The 21,640-nt window shown below is 56.5% G+C and carries 20 protein-coding genes; 15 read left to right on the top strand and 5 right to left on the bottom strand.

The genetic code is table 11. From position 1 onward, the window contains the following. Positions 1 to 93 precede the first annotated feature (93 nt). From pldB to ELK40_RS21660, 3 genes are all read left to right on the top strand, one after another. Positions 94 to 1,086 carry a lysophospholipase L2 gene (gene pldB / locus ELK40_RS21670; RefSeq protein ID WP_111963538.1) on the top strand — a complete coding sequence of 331 codons (993 nt, stop codon included), beginning with the start codon at positions 94 to 96 and terminating at the stop codon, positions 1,084 to 1,086. 31 nt (positions 1,087 to 1,117) lie between these two features. Beyond that, positions 1,118 to 1,918, top strand: coding sequence for a sugar/pyridoxal phosphate phosphatase YigL (gene yigL / locus ELK40_RS21665; protein ID WP_029741831.1), 801 nt, complete (start codon positions 1,118 to 1,120; stop codon positions 1,916 to 1,918). Positions 1,919 to 2,000: 82 nt separating this feature from the next. After that, a complete protein-coding gene (locus tag ELK40_RS21660; RefSeq protein WP_115877019.1) occupies positions 2,001 to 2,900 on the top strand; it encodes a carboxylate/amino acid/amine transporter in 900 nt (299 codons plus the stop codon). Here the strand turns inward: ELK40_RS21660 and metR are convergent. Next, a complete protein-coding gene (gene metR / locus ELK40_RS21655; RefSeq protein WP_127732586.1) occupies positions 2,788 to 3,741 on the bottom strand; it encodes an HTH-type transcriptional regulator MetR in 954 nt (317 codons plus the stop codon). The two genes, ELK40_RS21660 and metR, sit on opposite strands and share 113 nt — an antisense overlap. A 115-nt stretch (positions 3,742 to 3,856) precedes the next feature. Here metR and metE point away from each other — a divergent pair, with 115 nt between their 5' ends. Then, entirely contained in the window at positions 3,857 to 6,118 is a 2,262-nt protein-coding gene (gene metE, locus ELK40_RS21650) for a 5-methyltetrahydropteroyltriglutamate--homocysteine S-methyltransferase (protein WP_127732584.1), read from the top strand. Positions 6,119 to 6,165: 47 nt separating this feature from the next. On the opposite strand, the gene ELK40_RS21645 is transcribed toward metE, so the two are convergent. Next, positions 6,166 to 6,975 (bottom strand): dienelactone hydrolase family protein, encoded by an 810-nt coding sequence (locus ELK40_RS21645; protein ID WP_127732582.1) that lies wholly within the window; start codon positions 6,973 to 6,975, stop codon positions 6,166 to 6,168. A gap of 255 nt (positions 6,976 to 7,230) precedes the next feature. Here ELK40_RS21645 and udp point away from each other — a divergent pair, with 255 nt between their 5' ends. The 9 genes from udp (at position 7,231) to tatD (ending at position 15,141) form a co-directional block, all read left to right on the top strand. After that, entirely contained in the window at positions 7,231 to 7,992 is a 762-nt protein-coding gene (gene udp, locus ELK40_RS21640) for a uridine phosphorylase (protein WP_003860792.1), read from the top strand. Positions 7,993 to 8,131: 139 nt separating this feature from the next. Further along, a complete protein-coding gene (gene rmuC, locus ELK40_RS21635) occupies positions 8,132 to 9,589 on the top strand; it encodes a DNA recombination protein RmuC (RefSeq protein WP_127732580.1) in 1,458 nt (485 codons plus the stop codon). A 66-nt stretch (positions 9,590 to 9,655) separates the two neighbouring features. Then, on the top strand, positions 9,656 to 10,411 hold the full coding sequence (gene ubiE / locus ELK40_RS21630; protein WP_023309612.1) for a bifunctional demethylmenaquinone methyltransferase/2-methoxy-6-polyprenyl-1,4-benzoquinol methylase UbiE: 756 nt from the start codon (positions 9,656 to 9,658) through the stop codon (positions 10,409 to 10,411). 13 nt (positions 10,412 to 10,424) lie between these two features. After that, positions 10,425 to 11,030, top strand: coding sequence for a ubiquinone biosynthesis protein UbiJ (ubiJ, locus tag ELK40_RS21625; protein ID WP_111963543.1), 606 nt, complete (start codon positions 10,425 to 10,427; stop codon positions 11,028 to 11,030). Beyond that, positions 11,027 to 12,667 carry a ubiquinone biosynthesis regulatory protein kinase UbiB gene (ubiB, locus tag ELK40_RS21620; RefSeq protein WP_115877024.1) on the top strand — a complete coding sequence of 547 codons (1,641 nt, stop codon included), beginning with the start codon at positions 11,027 to 11,029 and terminating at the stop codon, positions 12,665 to 12,667. The genes ubiJ and ubiB overlap by 4 nt, the downstream gene beginning before the upstream one ends. 76 nt (positions 12,668 to 12,743) lie before the next feature. Further along, positions 12,744 to 12,998, top strand: a complete 255-nt coding sequence (tatA, locus tag ELK40_RS21615; protein WP_020882874.1) for a Sec-independent protein translocase subunit TatA — start codon at positions 12,744 to 12,746, stop codon at positions 12,996 to 12,998. A 3-nt stretch (positions 12,999 to 13,001) separates the two neighbouring features. Next, the gene (gene tatB, locus ELK40_RS21610) at positions 13,002 to 13,544 is read left to right on the top strand and encodes a Sec-independent protein translocase protein TatB (RefSeq protein ID WP_115877025.1); all 543 of its coding nucleotides are present in this window, start codon (positions 13,002 to 13,004) and stop codon (positions 13,542 to 13,544) included. Positions 13,545 to 13,546: 2 nt separating this feature from the next. Beyond that, positions 13,547 to 14,317, top strand: a complete 771-nt coding sequence (gene tatC / locus ELK40_RS21605; RefSeq protein WP_115877026.1) for a Sec-independent protein translocase subunit TatC — start codon at positions 13,547 to 13,549, stop codon at positions 14,315 to 14,317. Between the two features lie 41 nt (positions 14,318 to 14,358). Further along, positions 14,359 to 15,141, top strand: a complete 783-nt coding sequence (tatD, locus tag ELK40_RS21600) for a 3'-5' ssDNA/RNA exonuclease TatD (protein ID WP_127732578.1) — start codon at positions 14,359 to 14,361, stop codon at positions 15,139 to 15,141. Here the strand turns inward: tatD and rfaH are convergent. After that, positions 15,138 to 15,629: a transcription/translation regulatory transformer protein RfaH gene (gene rfaH / locus ELK40_RS21595; protein ID WP_111963548.1), complete on the bottom strand. Its 492-nt coding sequence runs from the start codon at positions 15,627 to 15,629 to the stop codon at positions 15,138 to 15,140. The two genes, tatD and rfaH, sit on opposite strands and share 4 nt — an antisense overlap. 170 nt (positions 15,630 to 15,799) lie before the next feature. Between rfaH and ubiD the strand changes: the two genes are divergently transcribed. Together ubiD and fre are read left to right on the top strand one after the other, a co-directional pair. Continuing rightward, complete coding sequence (gene ubiD / locus ELK40_RS21590) at positions 15,800 to 17,293, top strand: 4-hydroxy-3-polyprenylbenzoate decarboxylase (protein ID WP_127732576.1); 1,494 nt, start codon at positions 15,800 to 15,802, stop codon at positions 17,291 to 17,293. A 42-nt stretch (positions 17,294 to 17,335) separates the two neighbouring features. Further along, positions 17,336 to 18,037 carry an NAD(P)H-flavin reductase gene (gene fre / locus ELK40_RS21585; RefSeq protein WP_008501516.1) on the top strand — a complete coding sequence of 234 codons (702 nt, stop codon included), beginning with the start codon at positions 17,336 to 17,338 and terminating at the stop codon, positions 18,035 to 18,037. Positions 18,038 to 18,115: 78 nt separating this feature from the next. On the opposite strand, the gene fadA is transcribed toward fre, so the two are convergent. Both fadA and fadB read right to left on the bottom strand, forming a co-directional pair. Continuing rightward, positions 18,116 to 19,279, bottom strand: a complete 1,164-nt coding sequence (gene fadA, locus ELK40_RS21580) for an acetyl-CoA C-acyltransferase FadA (protein WP_008501515.1) — start codon at positions 19,277 to 19,279, stop codon at positions 18,116 to 18,118. Positions 19,280 to 19,288: 9 nt separating this feature from the next. Then, positions 19,289 to 21,478 carry a fatty acid oxidation complex subunit alpha FadB gene (gene fadB, locus ELK40_RS21575; RefSeq protein ID WP_127732574.1) on the bottom strand — a complete coding sequence of 730 codons (2,190 nt, stop codon included), beginning with the start codon at positions 21,476 to 21,478 and terminating at the stop codon, positions 19,289 to 19,291. Between the last annotated feature and the right edge of the window lie 162 nt (positions 21,479 to 21,640).

Below are 21,640 nucleotides of genomic sequence, written 5' to 3'. Positions count from 1 at the left end.
TCTATTTTTATGCCACAATACGCTATTATTGAGTCATTTTGTGACCGGTGACGAAAAAAACGATATTCCCTGGATTACGTGAGTGGAAACCCAATGTTTCAGCAGAAAAAGGACTGGGAAACACGAGAAAACGCTTTTGCTGCTTTCTCTATGGGGCCGCTGACCGATTTCTGGCGGCAGCGTGAGGAAGATGAGTTTACGGGCGTCGGGGGCATCCCGGTGCGTTTCGTTCGTTTCCGAAATGAAAAAAATGACCGGGTGATTGTGGTCTGCCCTGGGCGTATTGAAAGCTACGTTAAATACGCTGAGCTGGCCTACGACCTGGTCCATATGGGGTTCGATGTCCTGATTATCGACCATCGTGGGCAGGGGCTGTCCGGACGTATGCTTCCGGACACGCACCGTGGGCACGTCGATCGCTTCAGCGATTACGTCGACGATTTTGCCGCGTTCTGGCAGCAGGACGTTCAGCCCGGTCCCTGGCGTAAGCGATACATCCTTGCGCACTCCATGGGGGGCGCGATATCGACGCTGTTTTTGCAGCGTTATGAACACCAGTGCGATGCCATTGCGCTGACCGCGCCGATGTACGGTATCGTTATCCGTTTTCCTGACTGGATGGTGCGCCATCTTCTTGACTGGGCTGAGGGCCATCAGCGCATTCGTGAAGGTTACGCCATAGGTACAGGACGCTGGCGCGCGCTGCCGTTCGCTATCAACGTCTTAACCCACAGTCGGCAGCGTTATCGCCGCAACCTGCGCTTTTATGCCGATGAACCACGCTTACGCGTCGGCGGCCCGACCTGGCACTGGGTGCGGGAGGGTATTATGGCCGGTGAGCAGGTGCTGGCGGGCGTAGGCGATGATGATACGCCGACGCTTCTGATTCAGGCGGAAGAAGAGCGTGTGGTGGATAACCGCATGCATGACCGCTATTGTGAACTGCGCGCTGCTGCCGGTCACCCTTGTGAAGGGGGTAAACCGCTGGTCATTAACGGCGCGTTCCATGAGATCCTTTTTGAAAAGGACGCTATGCGCTCAGTCGCGCTCAACGCCATTGTTGAATTTTTCAACAGGCATAATTGATTTTTGTTTTCCACCAGAGGTTGAAATCCCTATGTACCAGGTTGTTGCATCTGATTTAGATGGCACGCTGCTTTCCCCCGACCACACCCTGTCGCCTTACGCGAAAGAGACCTTAAAACTCCTGACTGCCCGTGGTGTGAACTTTGTGTTCGCCACCGGCCGCCACCACGTCGACGTGGGGCAGATCCGCGATAATCTCGAGATCAAATCGTACATGATCACCTCCAACGGTGCGCGCGTGCATGATACCGACGGCAACCTGATCTTTACCCACAACCTGGATCGCGATATTGCCGCCGATCTGTTTGGCGTGGTGCATAACAACCCGGCTATCGTCACTAACGTTTACCGCGACGACGACTGGTTTATGAACCGCCACCGCCCGGATGAAATGCGTTTCTTCAAGGAAGCGGTATTCAACTACTCCCTTTACGAACCGGGCCTGCTGGAGCCGGAAGGGATCAGCAAGGTGTTCTTCACCTGTGATAGCCACGAAGAGCTGCTCCCGCTGGAACAGGCGATCAACGCCCGCTGGGGCGATCGCGTCAACGTGAGCTTCTCAACCCTGACCTGTCTGGAAGTGATGGCGGGTGGCGTCTCCAAAGGTCACGCGCTGGAAGCGGTTGCGAAACGTCTGGGCTTCGGGCTGAAAGACTGTATCGCCTTCGGTGACGGCATGAACGACGCCGAGATGCTTTCGATGGCGGGCAAGGGCTGCATCATGCAGAACGCGCACCAGCGTCTGAAGGATCTCCATCCTGAGCTGGAAGTGATTGGTTCTAACGCTGACAACGCGGTACCGAAGTATCTGCGCAAGCTGTTCCTTGAATAATCTTCATTCGGTTGTTTATTGCTCAGTTGTCAACTAAAGAGTTCGCTACAATGCCTCTCCTTCTTTCTGAGAGACAAGCATTGTGGCGCTACTCATTATCACCACTATCCTGTGGGCCTTCTCCTTTAGCCTGATTGGCGAATACCTTGCCGGTTCGGTCGACAGCTACTTCTCGGTGCTCATGCGCGTGGGGCTGGCGGCGCTGGTGTTCCTGCCGTTTCTGCGCACGCGCGGACAGTCGCTGAAAACGATTGTGCTGTATATGCTGGTGGGGGCGATGCAGCTCGGCATCATGTATTTGTTCAGCTTCCGGGCTTACGTCTATCTGTCCGTCTCGGAATTCCTGCTCTTTACCGTGCTGACGCCGCTCTACATCACGCTGATTTACGATCTGCTGAGTAAACGCCGTCTGCGCTGGGGATACCTGCTGAGCGCGGCGCTGGCGGTGATTGGCGCGGCGATTATTCGCTACGACAAAGTAAGCGATCACTTCTGGACCGGGCTGATGTTCGTCCAGCTCGCCAACATCAGTTTCGCTATCGGCATGGTGGGCTACAAACGCCTGATGGAAACCCGTCCGATGCCGCAGCATAACGCGTTCGCATGGTTTTATATGGGCGCCGCGATTGTCGCGGTAGCGGCGTGGTTTATGCTCGGTAACCCGCAAAAGTTGCCTACCACCATCGTACAGTGGGGTGTTCTGGTCTGGCTGGGCGTCGTGGCTTCCGGGTTGGGGTACTTCATGTGGAACTACGGCGCGACGCAGGTCGACGCCGGTACGCTGGGGATTATGAACAACGTGCATGTCCCGGCAGGGCTGCTGGTCAACCTTGCCATCTGGCAGCAACAGCCGCACTGGCCAAGCTTCCTTATTGGGGGAGCGGTGATCCTGGCTTCGCTGTGGGTCCATCGACGCTGGGTCGCTCCGCGCTCCGCACAAACGGAAGATGGTCGCACGCGTGGTTCCGCGCTGAGCGAATAAACGCCTCCGTAATCGGCTGACGCTGCTCCCCATCGCGCACGGCAGCGTACAGCCGGCTCCACAGTCCTTCTCCCAGGGTTTTGGTCACCACCAGGCCCTGGCGTTCAAAACTCTCCACCACCCAGTGCGGCAGCGCCGCGATACCCATGCTGGCCGCCACCATCTGAATCAGCAGCAGGGTGTTATCCACGCTTTTCAGCTGCGGGCTAATGCCCGCGGGCTGCAGGAAGTGACGCCAGATATCCAGACGACTGCGCTGAACCGGGTAAATCAGCAGCGTTTCCGTCGCCAGGTCTTCCGGCGTGATGCGCGTTTTGGCCGCCAGCGGGTGGTCCGGCGCCAGCACCAGGCGCACCTCATAATCAAACATCGGCGAATAGTGCAGGCCGCTGCGCGGCAGAATGTCAGAGGTCATGACCAGATCCAGCTCGCCCTGCTGCAGCGATGGCTGCGGGTCGAACGTCACGCCGGATTTAAAGTCCATCTCCACCTGCGGCCACTTCTGGCGGAAGTTCTCAAGCGCGGGGGTCAGCCACTGAATACAGCTGTGGCACTCAATAGCGATACGCAGTTTGGTCTGCTGCGGTTCGTTACACGCCTGCAGCGCGCTCGCGATCTGTGGCAGAACCTGATTCGCCAGCTGAAGGAGAATTTCACCCTGCGGCGTAAAGCGTAGCGGCTGGCTTTTACGCACAAAAAGACGGAAGCCGAGGCGTTGTTCCAGATCGCTGAACTGGTGAGAAAGGGCGGACTGTGTCTGGTGCAGCGTGGCCGCAGCAGCCGCGAGCGAACCGCAGTTTCGCAACGCTTGTAGCGTTTTCAGGTGTTTAATCTCGATCATGAAAGTCCTTCACTTCGCCATGAACATTTTGCGCTTGAGGAATATACAGTACCTGCCAATTATAGAAGTGTAAACATCTGGACGTCTAAATAACGAATTTCACAAGGGGTACACCATGACAATCCGCAATCACACTCTCGGTTTCCCTCGCGTTGGCCTGCGTCGCGAGCTGAAAAAAGCGCAAGAAAGCTACTGGGCGGGTAACGCCACGCGTGAAGAGCTGCTGGCGGTGGGACGCGAGCTGCGCGCCCGCCACTGGGATCAGCAGAAGCAGGCGGGCATTGACCTGCTGCCGGTGGGCGATTTCGCCTGGTACGACCATGTTCTGACGACCAGCCTGCTGCTTGGCAACGTGCCGGCTCGTCATCAGAACAAAGATGGATCGGTAGATATCGATACCCTGTTCCGCATCGGCCGTGGCCGTGCGCCAACGGGTGAGCCAGCGGCAGCGGCGGAAATGACCAAGTGGTTTAACACTAACTATCACTATATGGTGCCGGAGTTCGTAAAAGGTCAGCAGTTTAAACTGACCTGGACGCAGCTTCTGGATGAAGTGGACGAAGCGCTGGCGCTGGGCCACCAGGTTAAACCCGTGCTGCTGGGGCCAGTGACCTATCTGTGGCTGGGGAAAGTCAAAGGCGAGCAGTTCGATCGTCTGAGCCTGCTGAAGGACATTCTGCCGGTCTACAAACAGGTGCTGATTGAGCTGGGCAAACGCGGCATTCAGTGGGTGCAAATCGACGAACCGGCGCTGGTGCTCGAGTTGCCTCAGGAATGGCTCGATGCCTTCAAACCGGCGTATGATGCGCTCACCGGGGAGGTGAAGCTGCTACTGACAACCTATTTCGAAGGCGTGACGCCGAACCTGAACACGATTACCGCGCTGCCGGTGCAGGGCCTGCACGTAGACCTTGTACACGGTAAAGATGATGTGACGGAGCTGCACAAGCGCCTGCCCGCAGACTGGCTGCTCTCCGCCGGTCTGGTGAATGGCCGTAACGTCTGGCGCGCCGATCTGACCGAGAAATACGCACAAATCAAAGACATCGTCGGTAAACGTGAGCTGTGGGTGGCCTCGTCCTGCTCGCTGCTGCACAGCCCGATCGACCTGAGCGTGGAAACCCGTCTCGACCCTGAAGTAAAGAGCTGGTTTGCCTTCGCGCTGCAAAAATGTGAAGAGCTGGCCCTGCTGCGCGACGCGCTGAACAGCGGCGACACGGCGGCAATTACCGAATGGAGCGCCCCGATCCGGGCGCGCCGCCACTCCGCGCGCGTGCATAACCCGGCGGTGGAAAAACGTCTGGCGGCCATCACCGCCCAGGACAGCCAGCGCCAGAGCCCGTATGAGGTGCGCGTCGAAGCCCAGCGCGCCCGCTTCAATCTGCCTGCGTGGCCGACCACGACGATTGGTTCCTTCCCGCAGACCACCGAGATCCGCGGCCTGCGTCTGGACTTTAAAAAGGGCAATCTGGATGCGAATCACTACCGCACCGGGATCGCGGAACACATCAAGCAGGCGATTATCGAGCAGGAACGCCTTGGGCTGGACGTGCTGGTGCACGGTGAAGCAGAGCGTAACGACATGGTGGAATACTTTGGCGAGCACCTGGACGGCTTCGTCTTTACCCAGAACGGCTGGGTGCAGAGCTATGGCTCCCGATGCGTGAAGCCGCCGGTGGTCATCGGTGACGTCAGCCGTCCGGAAGCGATCACGGTTGAGTGGGCGAAGTACGCCCAGTCCCTGACCGACAAGCCGGTGAAAGGCATGCTCACCGGTCCTGTGACCATTCTTTGCTGGTCCTTCCCGCGTGAAGACGTGACCCGTGAAACCATCGCCAAACAGATCGCCCTGGCGCTGCGTGATGAGGTGGCGGATCTGGAAGCCGCAGGCATTGGCATTATTCAGATTGACGAACCGGCCCTGCGCGAAGGTCTGCCGCTGCGTCGTAGCGACTGGGACGCCTACCTGCAGTGGGGCGTGGAGGCGTTCCGCATCAACGCCGCGGTGGCGAAGGACGACACTCAGATCCACACCCACATGTGTTATTGCGAATTTAACGACATCATGGATTCAATTGCCGCGCTGGACGCCGACGTGATCACTATTGAGACCTCGCGTTCAGATATGGAGCTGCTGGAGTCGTTTGAAGAATTCGACTACCCGAACGAAATCGGGCCGGGCGTGTACGACATCCACTCCCCGAACGTGCCGAGCGTGGAGTGGATTGAAGCCCTGCTGAAAAAAGCGGCCCAGCGTATTCCGGCAGAGCGTCTTTGGGTAAACCCGGACTGCGGACTGAAAACCCGCGGCTGGCCTGAAACCCGCGCAGCGCTGGCGAACATGGTGAAGGCAGCGCAGAATTTGCGTCAGGCGTAGGGGTATTGGATGGCCCGGTAAGGCGTAGCCGCCACCGGGCGTTTTTGTTATTTCGCTTTCTTACCACCGTACTGGCTAAACCACGCCAGCATTCTCTGCCAGCCATCTTTTGCTGATTCCGCGTGATAGCTCGGACGATAATCGGCGTTAAACGCATGCCCGGCATCCGGGTACACCACAATCTCCGCCTTCGCATTGGCCGCACGCAGCGCATGGCGCATGGTTTCTACCGAATCCAGCGAAATACCGGTATCCTGACCGCCATAAAGCCCTAACACGGGGGCATTTAACTCGGTGGCGATATCGACGGGATGTTTAGGCGAATTCAGCGTTTTTTCGCCCACCAGTTTGCCGTACCAGGCGACAGCAGCTTTGAGCTGCGGGTTATGCGCGGCATACAGCCAGCTAATGCGACCGCCCCAGCAGAAACCGGTGACCAGCAGACGATGCGGATCGCCGCCGTTGCGCGCCGCCCAGCTGGCGACATGATCGAGATCGGCCAGCACCTGCGCGTCCGGGACTTTGCTGACCAGGTTGCTGAGCAATGTTGGAATATCACTGTAGTCGTTCGGATCGCCCTGACGGAAGTAGAGCTCTGGCGCAACGGCCAGATACCCTTCCAGCGCCAGCCGGCGGCAGAGGTCGCGAATGTGTTCGTGAACACCAAATATCTCCTGAATCACAATCACGATGGGTAGCGGACCCTCTGCCGATTTTGGTCGGGCGTGATAAGCAGGCATATTCTCCCCCTGCGAGGGAATAGAGGTCTCGCCCGCGGTAATTGCCGCTTCTGGAGTCGACACGATGGTTGAAGCATGTGGGGCCGCAGCAGGTGCAAAACCGGTTTTTTCAGTCATGGCATTCTCCGTACCAATGAGTTAGCGCAAAGGTAAATATAGACACCAGGTTAACAACTCACAGTGCCTTAAACGGTCTATCTTTTGTGCAGCACCTGGCGATATAACTTGTTAATGTGATGTAAATCACTTTTTTATGGAAATTCAATGTAACCATTTTTATTCATGGTGAGGTTCGTCACGAAAATATGCTTACTGCTTCTGTAAAGTACCGTTTTACTTCTTCTGACTAACCGACCCACAGAGGAGTCACCTATGTCTAAGTCTGATGTTTTTCATCTCGGCCTCACTAAAAACGATTTACAAGGGGCTACGCTCGCCATCGTCCCTGGCGATCCGGAGCGTGTGGAAAAGATCGCCGCGCTGATGGATAAGCCGGTCAAGCTGGCTGCCCATCGTGAGTTCACCACCTGGCGCGCAGAGCTGGATGGCAAAGCGGTGATCGTGTGCTCTACCGGTATCGGTGGTCCGTCTACGTCTATTGCTGTTGAAGAGCTGGCGCAGCTGGGCATCCGCACTTTCCTGCGTATCGGTACGACCGGCGCTATTCAGCCGCATATCAACGTCGGCGACGTTCTGGTCACGACCGCGTCCGTCCGTCTGGACGGCGCAAGCCTGCATTTTGCACCAATGGAATTCCCGGCAGTGGCTGATTTCGAATGTACCACCGCGCTGGTTGAAGCTGCGAAATCCGTAGGCGCAACCACTCACGTGGGCGTAACCGCCTCTTCTGACACCTTCTACCCGGGCCAGGAGCGTTACGATACCTTCTCAGGCCGCGTGGTTAGCCGTTTCAAAGGCTCAATGGAAGAGTGGCAGTCCATGGGTGTGATGAACTACGAAATGGAATCCGCAACGCTGCTGACCATGTGCGCAAGCCAGGGTCTGCGTGCCGGTATGGTGGCGGGCGTTATCGTCAACCGTACCCAGCAGGAGATCCCGAACGCCGAAACCATGAAGCAGACCGAAAGTCATGCAGTGAAAATCGTGGTGGAAGCAGCGCGTCGCCTGATCTAGTCCTCTCTTCTTAAATCAAAGGCCGACACGTTCGGCCTTTATTTTTTGCGTAGCGCCTCGCAGGAAAACCCTTTCAAACTGGACGTTTATACAGCACAATTCTATTTTGTGCGGGTAATACGTTGATGCAGGGGGCATTGTGGATATCTCAATCCTGATTTACGCGGTGATTGCGTTGGTGAGCTTAGGGATTGGCTGGCTGATTTCCAGCTACCAGCATGCGCAGCAGAAGGCCGACCAGTTGGCTGAGCGAGAAGAGATGGTCGCAGATTTAAGCGCTATAAAACAGCAGCTTGCGCTGAGCGAACACTGGCGCGATGAGTGTGAGTTGCTCAACAACGAGCTGCGCAACCTGCGTGATATCAACACGTCACTGGAGGCCGATCTCCGCGAAGTGACCACCCGCCTTGAATCCACCCAACTGCATGCGGAAGACAAAATCCGCCAGATGATCAACAGCGAGCAGCGTCTCAGCGAACAGTTTGAGAACCTCGCGAACCGCATTTTTGAGCACAGCAACCGCCGCGTTGACGAACAAAACCGCCAGAGCCTGAACAGCCTGCTGACGCCGCTGCGCGAGCAGCTGGACGGTTTTCGTCGTCAGGTGCAGGACAGTTTTGGTCAGGAAGCCCGTGAGCGGCACACCCTGGCTCATGAGATTCGCAATCTTCAGCAGCTAAATGCACAGATGGCGCAGGAAGCGGTTAACCTCACCCGAGCGCTCAAAGGGGACAACAAAACCCAGGGCAACTGGGGTGAGGTGGTGCTGACCCGCGTACTGGAAGCTTCTGGTCTGCGGGAAGGATATGAATACGAAACGCAGGTGAGTATCGAAAACGACGCCCGCTCACGAATGCAGCCGGATGTGATCGTGCGGCTGCCGCAGGGCAAAGATGTGGTGATTGACGCCAAGATGACGCTGGTAGCGTATGAACGTTACTTTAATGCGGACGATGACTACACGCGCGAGTCAGCTCTGCAGGAGCACATTGCCTCCGTACGTAATCATATTCGCCTGCTCGGCAGAAAAGACTACCAGCAGCTGCCGGGTCTGCGCTCGCTGGACTATGTACTGATGTTTATTCCGGTAGAGCCCGCGTTTCTGCTGGCACTCGACAGGCAGCCTGAGCTTATAACCGAAGCGCTCAAAAATAATATTATGTTGGTCAGCCCCACCACGCTGCTGGTGGCGTTACGCACCATTGCGAACCTGTGGCGCTATGAGCACCAGAGTCGCAACGCGCAGCAGATTGCCGATCGTGCCAGCAAGCTGTACGACAAAATGCGCCTCTTTGTGGACGACATGTCTTCAGTCGGGCAAAGCCTGGATCGTGCGCAGGATAACTATCGCCAGGCGATGAAAAAACTCGCCTCCGGACGTGGCAATCTGCTGGCGCAGGCTGAATCATTCCGCAGCCTGGGGGTAGAAGTTAAACGCGAGATTAATCCGGAATTGGTCGAGCAGGCCACCGCCCAGGACGACGAGTTTCGCCTGCGAGAAGGGGCGAGCGAACAAAAAACAAACAGTGAAGACAACACGTTAGCGGCGGATTCATCACCAGACGAGATTCCAGCGCGTTTTTTTCGCGGTGGTTGAAACGTAGGGCAAACGCGCCCAATCTGATACACTTCACGAACATTTTACTGATAAGCAGGCTCTAAGATGGCTGACGATTCACAAGACACAACGCACTTTGGCTTTCAGACTGTCGCCAAAGCGCAGAAAGCTGACATGGTGGCCCACGTATTTCATTCCGTGGCGGCGAAGTACGATGTGATGAATGACCTGATGTCGTTCGGCATTCATCGCTTGTGGAAGCGCTTCACCATTGACTGTAGCGGCGTGCGTCGCGGACAAACGGTGCTGGATTTAGCTGGCGGTACGGGCGATTTAACCGCGAAATTCTCTCGTCTGGTGGGTGAAACCGGTCGCGTTGTTCTCGCCGATATTAATGACTCCATGCTGAAAATGGGACGCGAAAAGCTGCGTAACATCGGCGTGGTGGGGAATGTGGAATATGTGCAGGCAAACGCCGAAGCGCTGCCGTTCCCGGACAATACCTTTGACTGCATCACTATTTCCTTCGGTCTGCGTAACGTGACCGATAAAGAAAAAGCGCTGCGCTCCATGTACCGCGTGCTGAAGCCGGGTGGACGCCTGCTGGTGCTTGAATTCTCCAAACCGATTATTGAGCCGCTGAGCAAAGCCTACGACGCCTATTCCTTCCACGTGCTGCCGCGCATCGGTGAGCTGGTGGCTAACGACGCTGAAAGCTACCGCTATCTGGCAGAATCTATCCGTATGCACCCGGATCAGGACACATTAAAAGCCATGATGCAGGATGCAGAATTTGAGAACGTTGAATATTTCAACCTGACGGCGGGTGTCGTCGCGCTGCATCGCGGTTACAAGTTCTGAGTGGAGGTGTCCCGTGCCCTTTAAGCCCTTAGTCACCGCAGGTATCGAAAACGTACTGAATGCCTTTCTCTATCGTGCTCCGGCGCTGAAAGCAGCGCGTCAGCGGCTAAACGGGAAGATATTACGTATTGTTTTAAAAGAGTTCTCGACGCCGCTTGTGCTGGTATTCAGCGAACGCCAGCTTGACGTTCTGGGGGCGTGGGAAGGTGAAGCTGACTGCTCGGTCATCACGCACATGAGCGTGCTGCCAAAACTGCGCGATCGCCAGCAATTAACGGCGCTTATCCGCAGCGGTGAGCTGGAGGTGGAAGGCGACATTCAGGTCGTGCAGAACTTCGTTGCTCTCACCGATCTGGCGGAGTTCGATCCGGCAGAGCTGCTCGCGCCTTTTATCGGCGACATTGCTGCCGAAGGCATCGGGAAAGTCCTTCATGGTGGCGCCTCCTTTGCGCGTAAAAGCCTCCAGCGCCAACAACGCTATGTGGCGGAAGTGATGACTGAGGAGTGGCGAATGGCGCCCGGGCCACTGGAAGTTGCATGGTTTGCGGAAGAAACCGCTGCTGTTGAACGCGCGGTTGATGCGTTTACCAAACGGCTGGAAAAACTGGAGGGCAAATGACGCCTGGTGAAATTCGGCGCCTCTATTTTATTATTCGCACCTTTTTGAGCTACGGGCTCGACGAGCTTATTCCCAAAATGCGCATCACGCTGCCGCTTCGCATATGGCGGCGAATGCTGTTCTGGATGCCTAATCGCCACAAAGGTCAACCGCTGGGTGAGCGTCTGCGCCTGGCGCTGCAGGAACTCGGTCCGGTATGGATTAAATTCGGGCAGATGCTCTCGACCCGCCGCGATCTCTTCCCGCCTCTCATTGCCGATGAACTCGCAATGCTTCAGGACCGCGTCGCACCCTTTGACGGTGCGCGCGCGAAAAAGCAAATTGAAGAGGCGATGGGCAACATTCCCATTGAGACCTGGTTTGACGATTTCGATATTCAGCCGCTGGCGTCGGCCTCTATCGCGCAGGTGCACACCGCGCGTTTGAAAGAAAACGGCAAAGAAGTCGTTATCAAAGTTATTCGTCCGGACATCCTGCCAGTCATCAAAGCGGACATGAAGCTGATTTATCGTCTGGCGCGCTGGGTGCCACGCTTGCTGCCGGACGGGCGCCGCCTTCGTCCACTGGAAGTGGTGCGGGAATATGAAAAAACGCTGATTGATGAGCTTAACCTGCTGCGCGAATCGGCAAACGCTATTCAGCTGCGCCGCAACTTTGAAAACAGCCCGATGCTCTATGTACCTGAAGTCTATTCTGACTACTGCAGCCAGAACATGATGGTGATGGAGCGTATCTACGGTATTCCGGTTTCGGATGTCGTAGCCCTGGAGAAGCAGGGAACAAACATGAAGCTCCTGGCCGAACGTGGCGTACAGGTCTTCTTTACCCAGGTATTCCGCGACAGCTTTTTCCATGCGGACATGCATCCGGGCAATATCTTTGTGAGCTACGAACACCCTGAGGACCCGAAATATATCGGTATCGACTGCGGGATTGTGGGGTCGCTGAACAAAGAAGATAAACGGTATCTGGCTGAGAACTTCATCGCGTTCTTCAACCGCGACTACCGTAAGGTGGCCGAGCTGCACGTCGATTCCGGCTGGGTTCCGCCGGACACTAACGTCGAAGAGTTCGAGTTTGCGATCCGGACCGTTTGTGAACCGATTTTTGAAAAACCGCTGGCGGAAATCTCCTTTGGGCACGTACTGTTGAACCTGTTCAACACGGCTCGCCGGTTTAATATGGAAGTTCAGCCACAGCTAGTTTTACTTCAGAAAACATTACTTTACGTTGAGGGTGTAGGCCGACAGCTCTATCCTCAGTTAGACTTGTGGAAGACTGCGAAACCTTTCCTTGAATCCTGGATTAAGGATCAGGTTGGCATTCCGGCGCTGGTGCGCTCGCTGAAAGAGAAGGGCCCGTTCTGGATAGAAAAAATGCCTGAAATTCCCGAACTGGTTTATGACAGTTTGCGTCAGAGCAAGAACCTTCAGCACAGCATGGATAAAATCGCCCGCGAGCTTCAGTCCAGCCGTGTTCGCCAGGGACAGTCCCGCTATCTCTTTGGGATTGGCGCAACGCTGCTGTTGAGCGGTACGCTGCTGCTGATCAACCGTCCGGACTGGCAGATGATGCCAGCCTGGCTGATGGCTGGCGGGGTGGTAGTCTGGCTTGCCGGATGGCGAAAAACGCGCTGAGTTTGCGTCGCCATCGATGGGTCGCATACGTATAATGCGACCTGACTCATTAATCATCTATCCCTGAGGAACATGTATGGGTGGTATCAGTATCTGGCAATTGTTGATCATTGCCGTCATCGTCGTGCTGCTGTTTGGCACCAAAAAGCTCGGTTCTATTGGTTCCGATCTGGGCGCGTCTATCAAAGGCTTTAAGAAAGCGATGAGCGATGATGAGAGCAAGCAGGATAAAACCAGCCAGGACGCTGACTTTACTGCTAAATCCATCTCCGACAAGCAAGAAGAAGCCAAAAAGGAAGACGCCAAACGCCACGATAAAGAGCAGGTATAAGTCGTGTTTGACATTGGTTTTGGTGAGCTGCTGCTGGTCTTTGTGATTGGCCTGATCGTGCTGGGGCCGCAGCGTCTGCCGGTGGCGGTGAAAACCGTTGCGGGCTGGGTGCGTGCGCTGAGATCGCTGGCATCGACCGTTCAGAATGAGCTGGCGCAGGAGCTTAAGCTGCAGGAATTTCAGGAAAGCCTCAAAAAGGTCGAGAAGGCGAGCATGGATAATCTGACGCCGGAACTGAAAGCCTCAATGGATGAACTGCGTGAAGCGGCGGAATCCATGAAGCGCTCCTACAGCATTAACGATCCTGAAAAAGCGAGCGATGAAGCGAACACCATCCATAACCCGGTGGTGAAGGGCAGCGAGGAGCAGCGCGAGGGCGTAACGCCTGCCAGCGCTGAACATCAGGCTGCTGCGCCAGAACAGACGCCGCAGGAAACCGAAGTGAAAAAACAGGCGCAGCCGGAAGAACCGGTAACTAAAACGGCGGAAGTAAAGCCCGCTGCGTCCGTTTCCGAATCATCCCCCTCGTCGAGTGATAAAGCGTAAACATGGCAGTAGATGATACTCAACCGCTGATTACGCACCTCATAGAGCTGCGTAAGCGCCTGTTAAACTGCATTATTGCAGTTTTCGTTATTTTTCTATGCCTGGTTTATTTCGCCAACGATATCTACCAGGTTGTCTCTGCACCATTAATTAAGCAGATGCCGCTGGGCGCAACGATGATTGCGACGGATGTGGCTTCTCCGTTCTTTACCCCCATCAAGCTGACCTTCTGGGTGTCGTTGATAGCCTCTGCGCCCGTCATTCTTTACCAGGTATGGGCGTTTGTGGCGCCCGCGCTGTATAAACACGAACGCAAGCTGGTTATCCCGCTGCTGGTGTCCAGCTCGCTGCTGTTCTATATCGGCATGGCGTTTGCCTATTTCGTTGTCTTCCCGCTGGCCTTCGGCTTCCTGACGCATACCGCGCCGGAAGGGGTCCAGGTGTCGACGGATATTGCCAGCTACCTCAGCTTTGTGATGGCGCTTTTTATGGCGTTTGGCGTGGCATTCGAAGTGCCGGTGGCCATTGTACTGCTTTGCTGGGTAGGGGTTACGACTCCGGATGACCTGCGTAAGAAGCGTCCGTATATTCTGGTGGGCGCCTTCGTGGTCGGCATGCTGCTAACGCCGCCGGATGTGTTCTCGCAGACGCTGCTGGCCATACCGATGTACTGTCTGTTTGAGGTCGGCGTTTTCTTCTCGCGTTTCTACGTGGGTAAAGGACGTCGAGCGGATGACGAAGACGATACGTCCGACAAGACCACTGAAGAGTAAAACCAGCCGCCCGTGAGGGCGGTTGTTATATGGGGATTTGCATGTTTGATATCGGACTCAACCTGACCAGCTCGCAGTTTGCGAAAGATCGTGATGAGGTGGTTGCGCGTGCGTTTGCCGCCGGGGTGAAAGGGCTGCTGCTGACGGGCACCAACCTGCATGAGAGCGAGCAGGCCCAGCAGCTGGCGCAACGCTACGATCGCTGTTGGTCTACTGCTGGCGTGCATCCTCACGACAGCAGCCAGTGGACCGCGGAAAGTGGCGACACCCTACGCAGGCTGGCAAAGACACCAGAAGTGGTGGCGATTGGCGAGTGCGGCCTCGATTTCAACCGTAACTTTTCCACGCCTGAAGAGCAGGAAAAGGCATTCACTGCCCAGCTTGCGCTAGCAGCAGAGCTTGAAATGCCCGTATTTATGCACTGCCGCGACGCGCATGAGCGTTTTCTGACTCTGCTTGATCCGTGGCTCGAGAAACTGCCCGGCGCGGTGCTGCACTGCTTCACCGGCTCACGGCAGGAGGCGCTGGAATGCCTGGAGCGTGGGCTTTATCTGGGGATTACCGGCTGGGTTTGCGATGAGCGCCGCGGGCTTGAGCTTCGGGAGCTGTTGCCAGCGATCCCGGCTGACCGGTTGCTCCTTGAAACGGACGCACCTTATCTGCTGCCGCGCGATATGAAACCCAAACCGGCATCGCGACGAAATGAGCCCGCTTATCTGGGGCACATTATTGAGAGCGTCGCGAAGCGGCGCGGAGACGATCCGCACTGGCTTTCGGCACAGACGGATGACAACGTGCGTAAGCTGTTCGGGATAAATGTTTAAAGTTTACGGAAGTCGGTGTTTTTAACGCTCTGCAGCACCTGCTTGTTCAGCAGATTAAGCAACAGCATAGAGCGCGCTTCCCCGTCCGGCTCGGCAAAAATCGCCTGCAGGCCTTCGAAAGCCCCTTCGGTAATCACGACGCTATCGCCCGTATAGGGTGTTTCCGGGTCGGTGAGACCTTCGGGCTGTTGATATATCGACAGCTGATGAATAACCGTCGACGGAACTGTTGCCGGGTGGGCACCAAAACGAACGAAGTGGCTGACGCCGCGCGTTGCGCTGATGGTGGTGGTGTGGATGACTTCCGGGTCGAATTCCACGAAGAGGTAGTTCGGGAACAACGGCTCGCTGACGGTTGTGCGCTTCCCGCGCTGCATTTTTTCAAGCGTGATCACGGGCGTCAGGCAATTTACAGACTGACGTTCAAGATGTTCCTGCGCGCGCTGAAGTTGCCCGCGTTTGCAATACAGTAAATACCAGGCCTGCATAATCACTCTTTCCCTTAGTTCGGGGCGCAAGCATATCAAAACCCTGGCGGGATCGCTAAGTTGATTATAATGGGGGAAAATGGAACAGAACGCATAAGTTCACGCTTATTTAACAAAATTACAGCATCAAGCAGGCTTACGCCGTATAATGAAGCGCTTACAGAGAGGCCATGATTAACTGCATGAAATACCACGATCTCCGCGACTTCCTGACGCTGCTGGAAAAGCAGGGTGAACTCAAGCGTATTACACTTCCTGTTGATCCTTATCTGGAGATGACAGAAATTGCTGACCGCACCCTGCGTGCCGGTGGCCCCGCATTACTGTTTGAAAATCCAAAAGGTTACTCAATGCCGGTGCTGTGCAACCTGTTTGGTACACCGCGTCGCGTCGCACTGGGGATGGGGCAGGAAGACGTCACGGCGCTGCGTGAAGTCGGTAAGCTGCTGGCCTTCCTGAAAGAGCCGGAGCCGCCGAAAGGCTTCCGCGATCTGTTCGACAAACTGCCGCAGTTTAAGCAGGTGCTGAACATGCCCACCAAACGCCTGCGCGGCGCGCCGTGCCAGCAGAAGGTGCTGGAAGGCGATGCGGTTGATTTGACTAAAATCCCTATCATGCAGTGCTGGCCGGAAGATGCTGCGCCGCTGATCACCTGGGGACTGACCGTCACGCGCGGCCCGCACAAAGAACGCCAGAATCTTGGTATTTACCGCCAGCAGTTGATTGGCAAGAATAAGCTCATCATGCGCTGGCTGTCGCATCGCGGCGGCGCGCTGGATTTTCAGGAGTGGTGTGCTGCACACCCGGGTGAACGTTTCCCGGTATCTGTCGCCCTGGGCGCCGATCCGGCCACCATTCTGGGGGCCGTCACACCCGTACCGGATACGCTCTCGGAATATGCCTTTGCAGGCCTGCTGCGCGGGACGAAAACGGAAGTTGTGAAGTGTATCTCTAACGATCTCGAAGTCCCGGCCAGTGCAGAAATTGTGCTGGAAGGTTACATTGAACCGGGTGACATGGCACCAGAAGGCCCTTACGGCGACCACACCGGCTATTACAACGAAGTGGATAACTTCCCGGTGTTCACCGTAACGCACATTACGCAGCGTGAAGATGCGATTTATCACTCCACGTATACCGGGCGTCCACCGGATGAACCCGCGGTACTGGGCGTGGCGCTGAACGAAGTGTTTGTGCCGATTCTGCAAAAGCAGTTCCCGGAAATTGTTGATTTTTATCTGCCGCCTGAAGGATGCTCGTATCGCATGGCGGTGGTCACGATGAAGAAGCAGTATCCTGGTCACGCGAAACGCGTGATGATGGGTGTGTGGTCTTTCTTGCGCCAGTTTATGTATACCAAATTTGTTATTGTCTGCGATGATGACGTTAACGCCCGCGACTGGAATGACGTGATCTGGGCCATTACCACGCGAATGGACCCGGCGCGCGATACCGTGTTAGTCGAAAACACGCCGATTGATTATCTGGATTTTGCCTCGCCGGTTTCCGGTCTTGGCTCAAAGATGGGACTGGATGCCACAAATAAATGGCCTGGCGAAACCGACCGTGAATGGGGTCGCCCGATCAAAAAAGATCCTGCTGTGACCGCGCGCATTGACGCGATCTGGGACGAGCTGGCCATAATGAATAACGGTAAACCCTGAGCTGACCGTTAAGCCCTATAGACTTCCCGACAGAGAGAGCGAATGACAACCTTAAGCTGTAAAGTGACCTCGGTAGATGCCATCACCGACACCGTATATCGCGTCCGTTTAGTGCCAGAAGCGCCATTCTCTTTCCGCGCGGGTCAGTACCTGATGGTTGTGATGGATGAGCGTGATAAGCGTCCTTTCTCCATGGCCTCCACGCCAGCGGAGCAGGAATTTATTGAGCTTCATATTGGTGCGTCAGAGCTTAACCTGTATGCAATGGCGGTGATGGATCGGATCCTGAAGGAACGTGAAATCGTGGTGGATATTCCGCACGGCGATGCGTGGCTGCGCGATGACGAAGACCGTCCGCTGATCCTGATTGCCGGTGGTACAGGCTTCTCCTACGTGCGATCCATTCTGTTAACCGCCCTGGCGCGTAACCCGGACCGTGACATCACCATTTACTGGGGTGGCCGTGAAGAGAAACACCTGTATGACCTGTCTGAACTGGAAGCGCTGAGCGTCACCCATCCTAACCTGCGCATTGAGCCGGTGGTTGAGCAGCCGGAAGAGGGCTGGCGCGGGCGTAGCGGGACGGTGCTGACGGCGGTGCTGCAGGATCACGGCACGCTGGCAGGACACGATATCTATATCGCTGGCCGTTTTGAGATGGCGAAAATTGCCCGTGACCTGTTCTGTAACGAACGTGACGCGCGTGAAGACCGCCTGTTTGGCGATGCGTTTGCCTTCATTTAAGTAAAAAGCCCGCCCCTGACAGGCGGGAAGAACGGCAACTAAACTTCTGCCGGGTCGCATTTGCGACCCGGTTTTTTATCACACTCTCTCAAACACCGTCGCGATACCCTGACCCAGCCCAATACACATCGTTGCCAGACCAAACTGGGCATCTTTGCGTTCCATCAGGTTGATCAGCGTCGTGCTGATACGCGCCCCGGAGCAGCCCAGCGGGTGACCGAGGGCGATCGCGCCGCCGTTGAGGTTAATCTTCTCGTCGATCTGCTCCATCAGCCCCAGATCCTTAATGCACGGCAGGATCTGCGCGGCAAACGCTTCGTTCATCTCAAAGAGATCGATGTCGCTGGCGGTTAAGCCCGCTTTTTTCAGCGCCAGCTTTGAAGCCGGAACCGGGCCGTAACCCATGATTGAAGGATCGCAGCCCACGACCGCCATCGAGCGTACCCGAGCGCGAGGCGTTAAACCCAGCTCGCGGGCGCGGCTTTCGCTCATCACCAGCATCGCGGCGGCACCGTCTGACAGCGCCGACGAGGTCCCTGCTGTGACCGTACCGGTGACCGGGTCAAACGCCGGACGCAGCGTGGAAAGCGCTTCGACGGTGGTTTCCGGGCGGATGACTTCGTCGTAGCTGAACTGCTTCAGAACGCCGTCTGCATCGTGGCCGCCGGTCGGGATGATCTCATTCTTAAAGGCGCCGGACTGCGTGGCGGCCCAGGCGCGAGCGTGAGAGCGCGCGGCAAAGGCATCCTGCATTTCGCGGCTGATGCCGTGCAGGCGGGAGAGCATCTCGGCGGTGAGACCCATCATCCCCGCGGCTTTCGCCACGTTGCGGCTCATCCCCGGGTGGAAATCGACCCCGTGGCTCATCGGCACGTGCCCCATGTGCTCGACGCCGCCCACCAGGCAGGCCTGCGCATCACCGGTCATGATCATGCGTGCCGCGTCGTGCAGCGCCTGCATTGATGAACCGCACAGGCGGTTGACGGTGACGGCCGGAACCGAATGCGGGATCTCCGCCAGCAGCGACGCGTTGCGGGCGATGTTGAAGCCCTGCTCCAGGGTCTGCTGCACGCAGCCCCAGTAGATATCGTCCAGCGCAGCCGGATCCAGCGCCGGGTTACGCGCCAGCAGGCTACGCATCAGGTGCGCGGAGAGGTCTTCCGCACGCACGTTACGGAACGCGCCGCCTTTTGAACGGCCCATCGGGGTGCGAATCGCATCAACAATGACAACCTTTTCCATTGTGACTCCTTAAGCCGTTTTCAGCTCGCCAACCGGACGGGCTGGCTCAACTGCAGGATAGTAGGGTTCGTTATGGCGCGCTTTGTTACGCAGCCCTTCCGGCACCTCATAAAGCGGGCCGAGGTGCTGATACTGCTGAGCCATATCGAGATAGCGAGCGCTGCCGAGCGTGTCCAGCCAGCGGAACGCGCCGCCGTGGAACGGAGGGAAGCCCAGGCCGTAAACCAGCGCCATGTCGGCTTCTGCCGGGCTGGCGATGATGCCTTCTTCGAGGCAGCGCACCACTTCGTTGATCATCGGGATCATCATGCGGGCGATGATCTCATCGTCGGTGAAGTCGCGTTTCGGCTGACTGACATCGGCCAGCAGGCTATCCACCGCGGCATCTTCTTCTTTCTTCGGTTTGCCTTTGCTGTCTTCTTTATAGCGCCAGAAGCCCAGACCGTTTTTCTGGCCGAAGCGGTTAGCGTCGAACAGCGCGTCAATGGCGTCGCGATAGTCTTTCTGCATGCGCTGCGGGAAGCCTGCCGCCATCACCGCCTGGGCGTGGTGGGCGGTATCAATGCCTACAACGTCCAGCAGATACGCCGGGCCCATCGGCCAGCCGAACTGCTTTTCCATCACTTTGTCGATTTTGCGGAAGTCCGCGCCGTCGCGCAGCAGCTGGCTGAATCCGGCGAAGTAAGGGAACAGCACGCGGTTGACGAAGAAGCCCGGGCAGTCGTTAACAACGATCGGGGTTTTGCCCATCTTGCTGGCCCACGCCACTACTTTGGCGATGGTGTCGTCAGAGGTTTTTTCCCCGCGGATCACTTCGACCAGCGGCATACGATGTACCGGGTTGAAGAAGTGCATACCGCAGAAGTTTTCCGGACGCTTCAGCACGCTCGCCAGTTCGCTGATTGGAATGGTGGAGGTGTTAGAGGCCAGCACGGTATCCGGGCGAACCTTATCTTCCGTTTCCGCCAGCACCGCTTTTTTGACCTTCGGGTTCTCGACGACGGCTTCGACAACCACGTCGACACGATCAAAACCGCTGTATTCCAGCACGGGCTGGATGGTGGAGATCACGCCTGCGAGCTTCAGCCCGTCAATTTTTCCGCGTTCCAGCTGTTTATTCAGCAGCTTGGCCGCTTCGGTCATGCCCAGCGTCAGGGATTTCTCGCTGATGTCTTTCATCACCACCGGCACGCCTTTCCAGGCGGACTGGTAAGCGATGCCGCCACCCATAATGCCTGCGCCAAGTACTGCCGCATGTTTTGGCGTCTCAACGTTTTTAGTCAGCTGTTTGGCTTTCCCTTTTACGAACTGATCGTTGAGGAAGATACCGACCAGCGCGCGAGCTTCATTGGTGTGCGCCAGCGGGACAAAGCTCTGATTTTCGAGCTTCAGCGCTTCATCGCGACCAAGGCGGGCAGCAGCTTCAATGGTTTTCACCGCCGTGATCGGCGCCGGGTAGTGTTTACCCGCCGTCTGCATCACCATGCCTTTGGCGATAGTGAAGCTCATGGTGGCTTCAATCTTGCTGAGTTTTAACGGTTCCAGCTTCGGCTGACGTTTGGCTCTCCAGTCGAGATCGCCGTTGATTGCCTGACGCAGAATGGCGAGTGCGCCTTCAACCAGCTTCTCAGGTTTTACAACGCCGTCGACCAGGCCAATTTTCTGCGCCTGTTCGGCGCCGACATCTTTACCTGCGGCAATGATCTCCAGGGCGCTGTCGGCACCCAGCATGCGCGGCATACGCACGGAGCCGCCAAAGCCCGGCATGATGCCCAGCTTGGTTTCCGGCAGGCCGATGCGCAGGTCCGGCGTCGCCAGGCGGTAGTCGGTCGCCAGCACGCATTCGCAGCCACCGCCCAGCGCATAACCGTTAACGGCGGAAATGGTCGGGACAGGCAGATCTTCCAGACGATTAAAGACGCTGTTGGCAAAGTGCAGCCACTGGCTCAGCTGTTCTTCCGGAACCAGGAACAGCGAAAGGAACTCGGTGATATCGGCACCGACGATAAAGGCCGCTTTGTTCGAACGCAGCAGCAGCCCTTTTAATTCAGGTTGTTTTTCAAGAACATCCAGCGCCTGGCCAAGACTGGCCACCGTCGCGGTATCAAGCTTGTTCACTGAGCCGGGGGCATCGAACACCAGTTCGGCAATGCCATCTTCCAGCCAGTTGAGGTACAGGGTGTCGCCTTTGTAGAGCATGTCAGTCTCCTGAATCCAGCAATTGTATCTGGTCATACCAGATGAATCGGAGTGTGGGATTTATGTTAATAAAATGCAAATTACTCATTAAGAAAATGCTGCATTGATCACGGTCGGTGGAAATCACGCAGCCGGAGTGAGGTGTGCTAAGATGCGATGACT

The organism is Enterobacter sp. N18-03635, assembly GCF_004006055.1.
GTDB lineage: Bacteria > Pseudomonadota > Gammaproteobacteria > Enterobacterales > Enterobacteriaceae > Enterobacter > Enterobacter vonholyi.
This window is presented reverse-complemented; position numbering and strand designations above follow the sequence as displayed.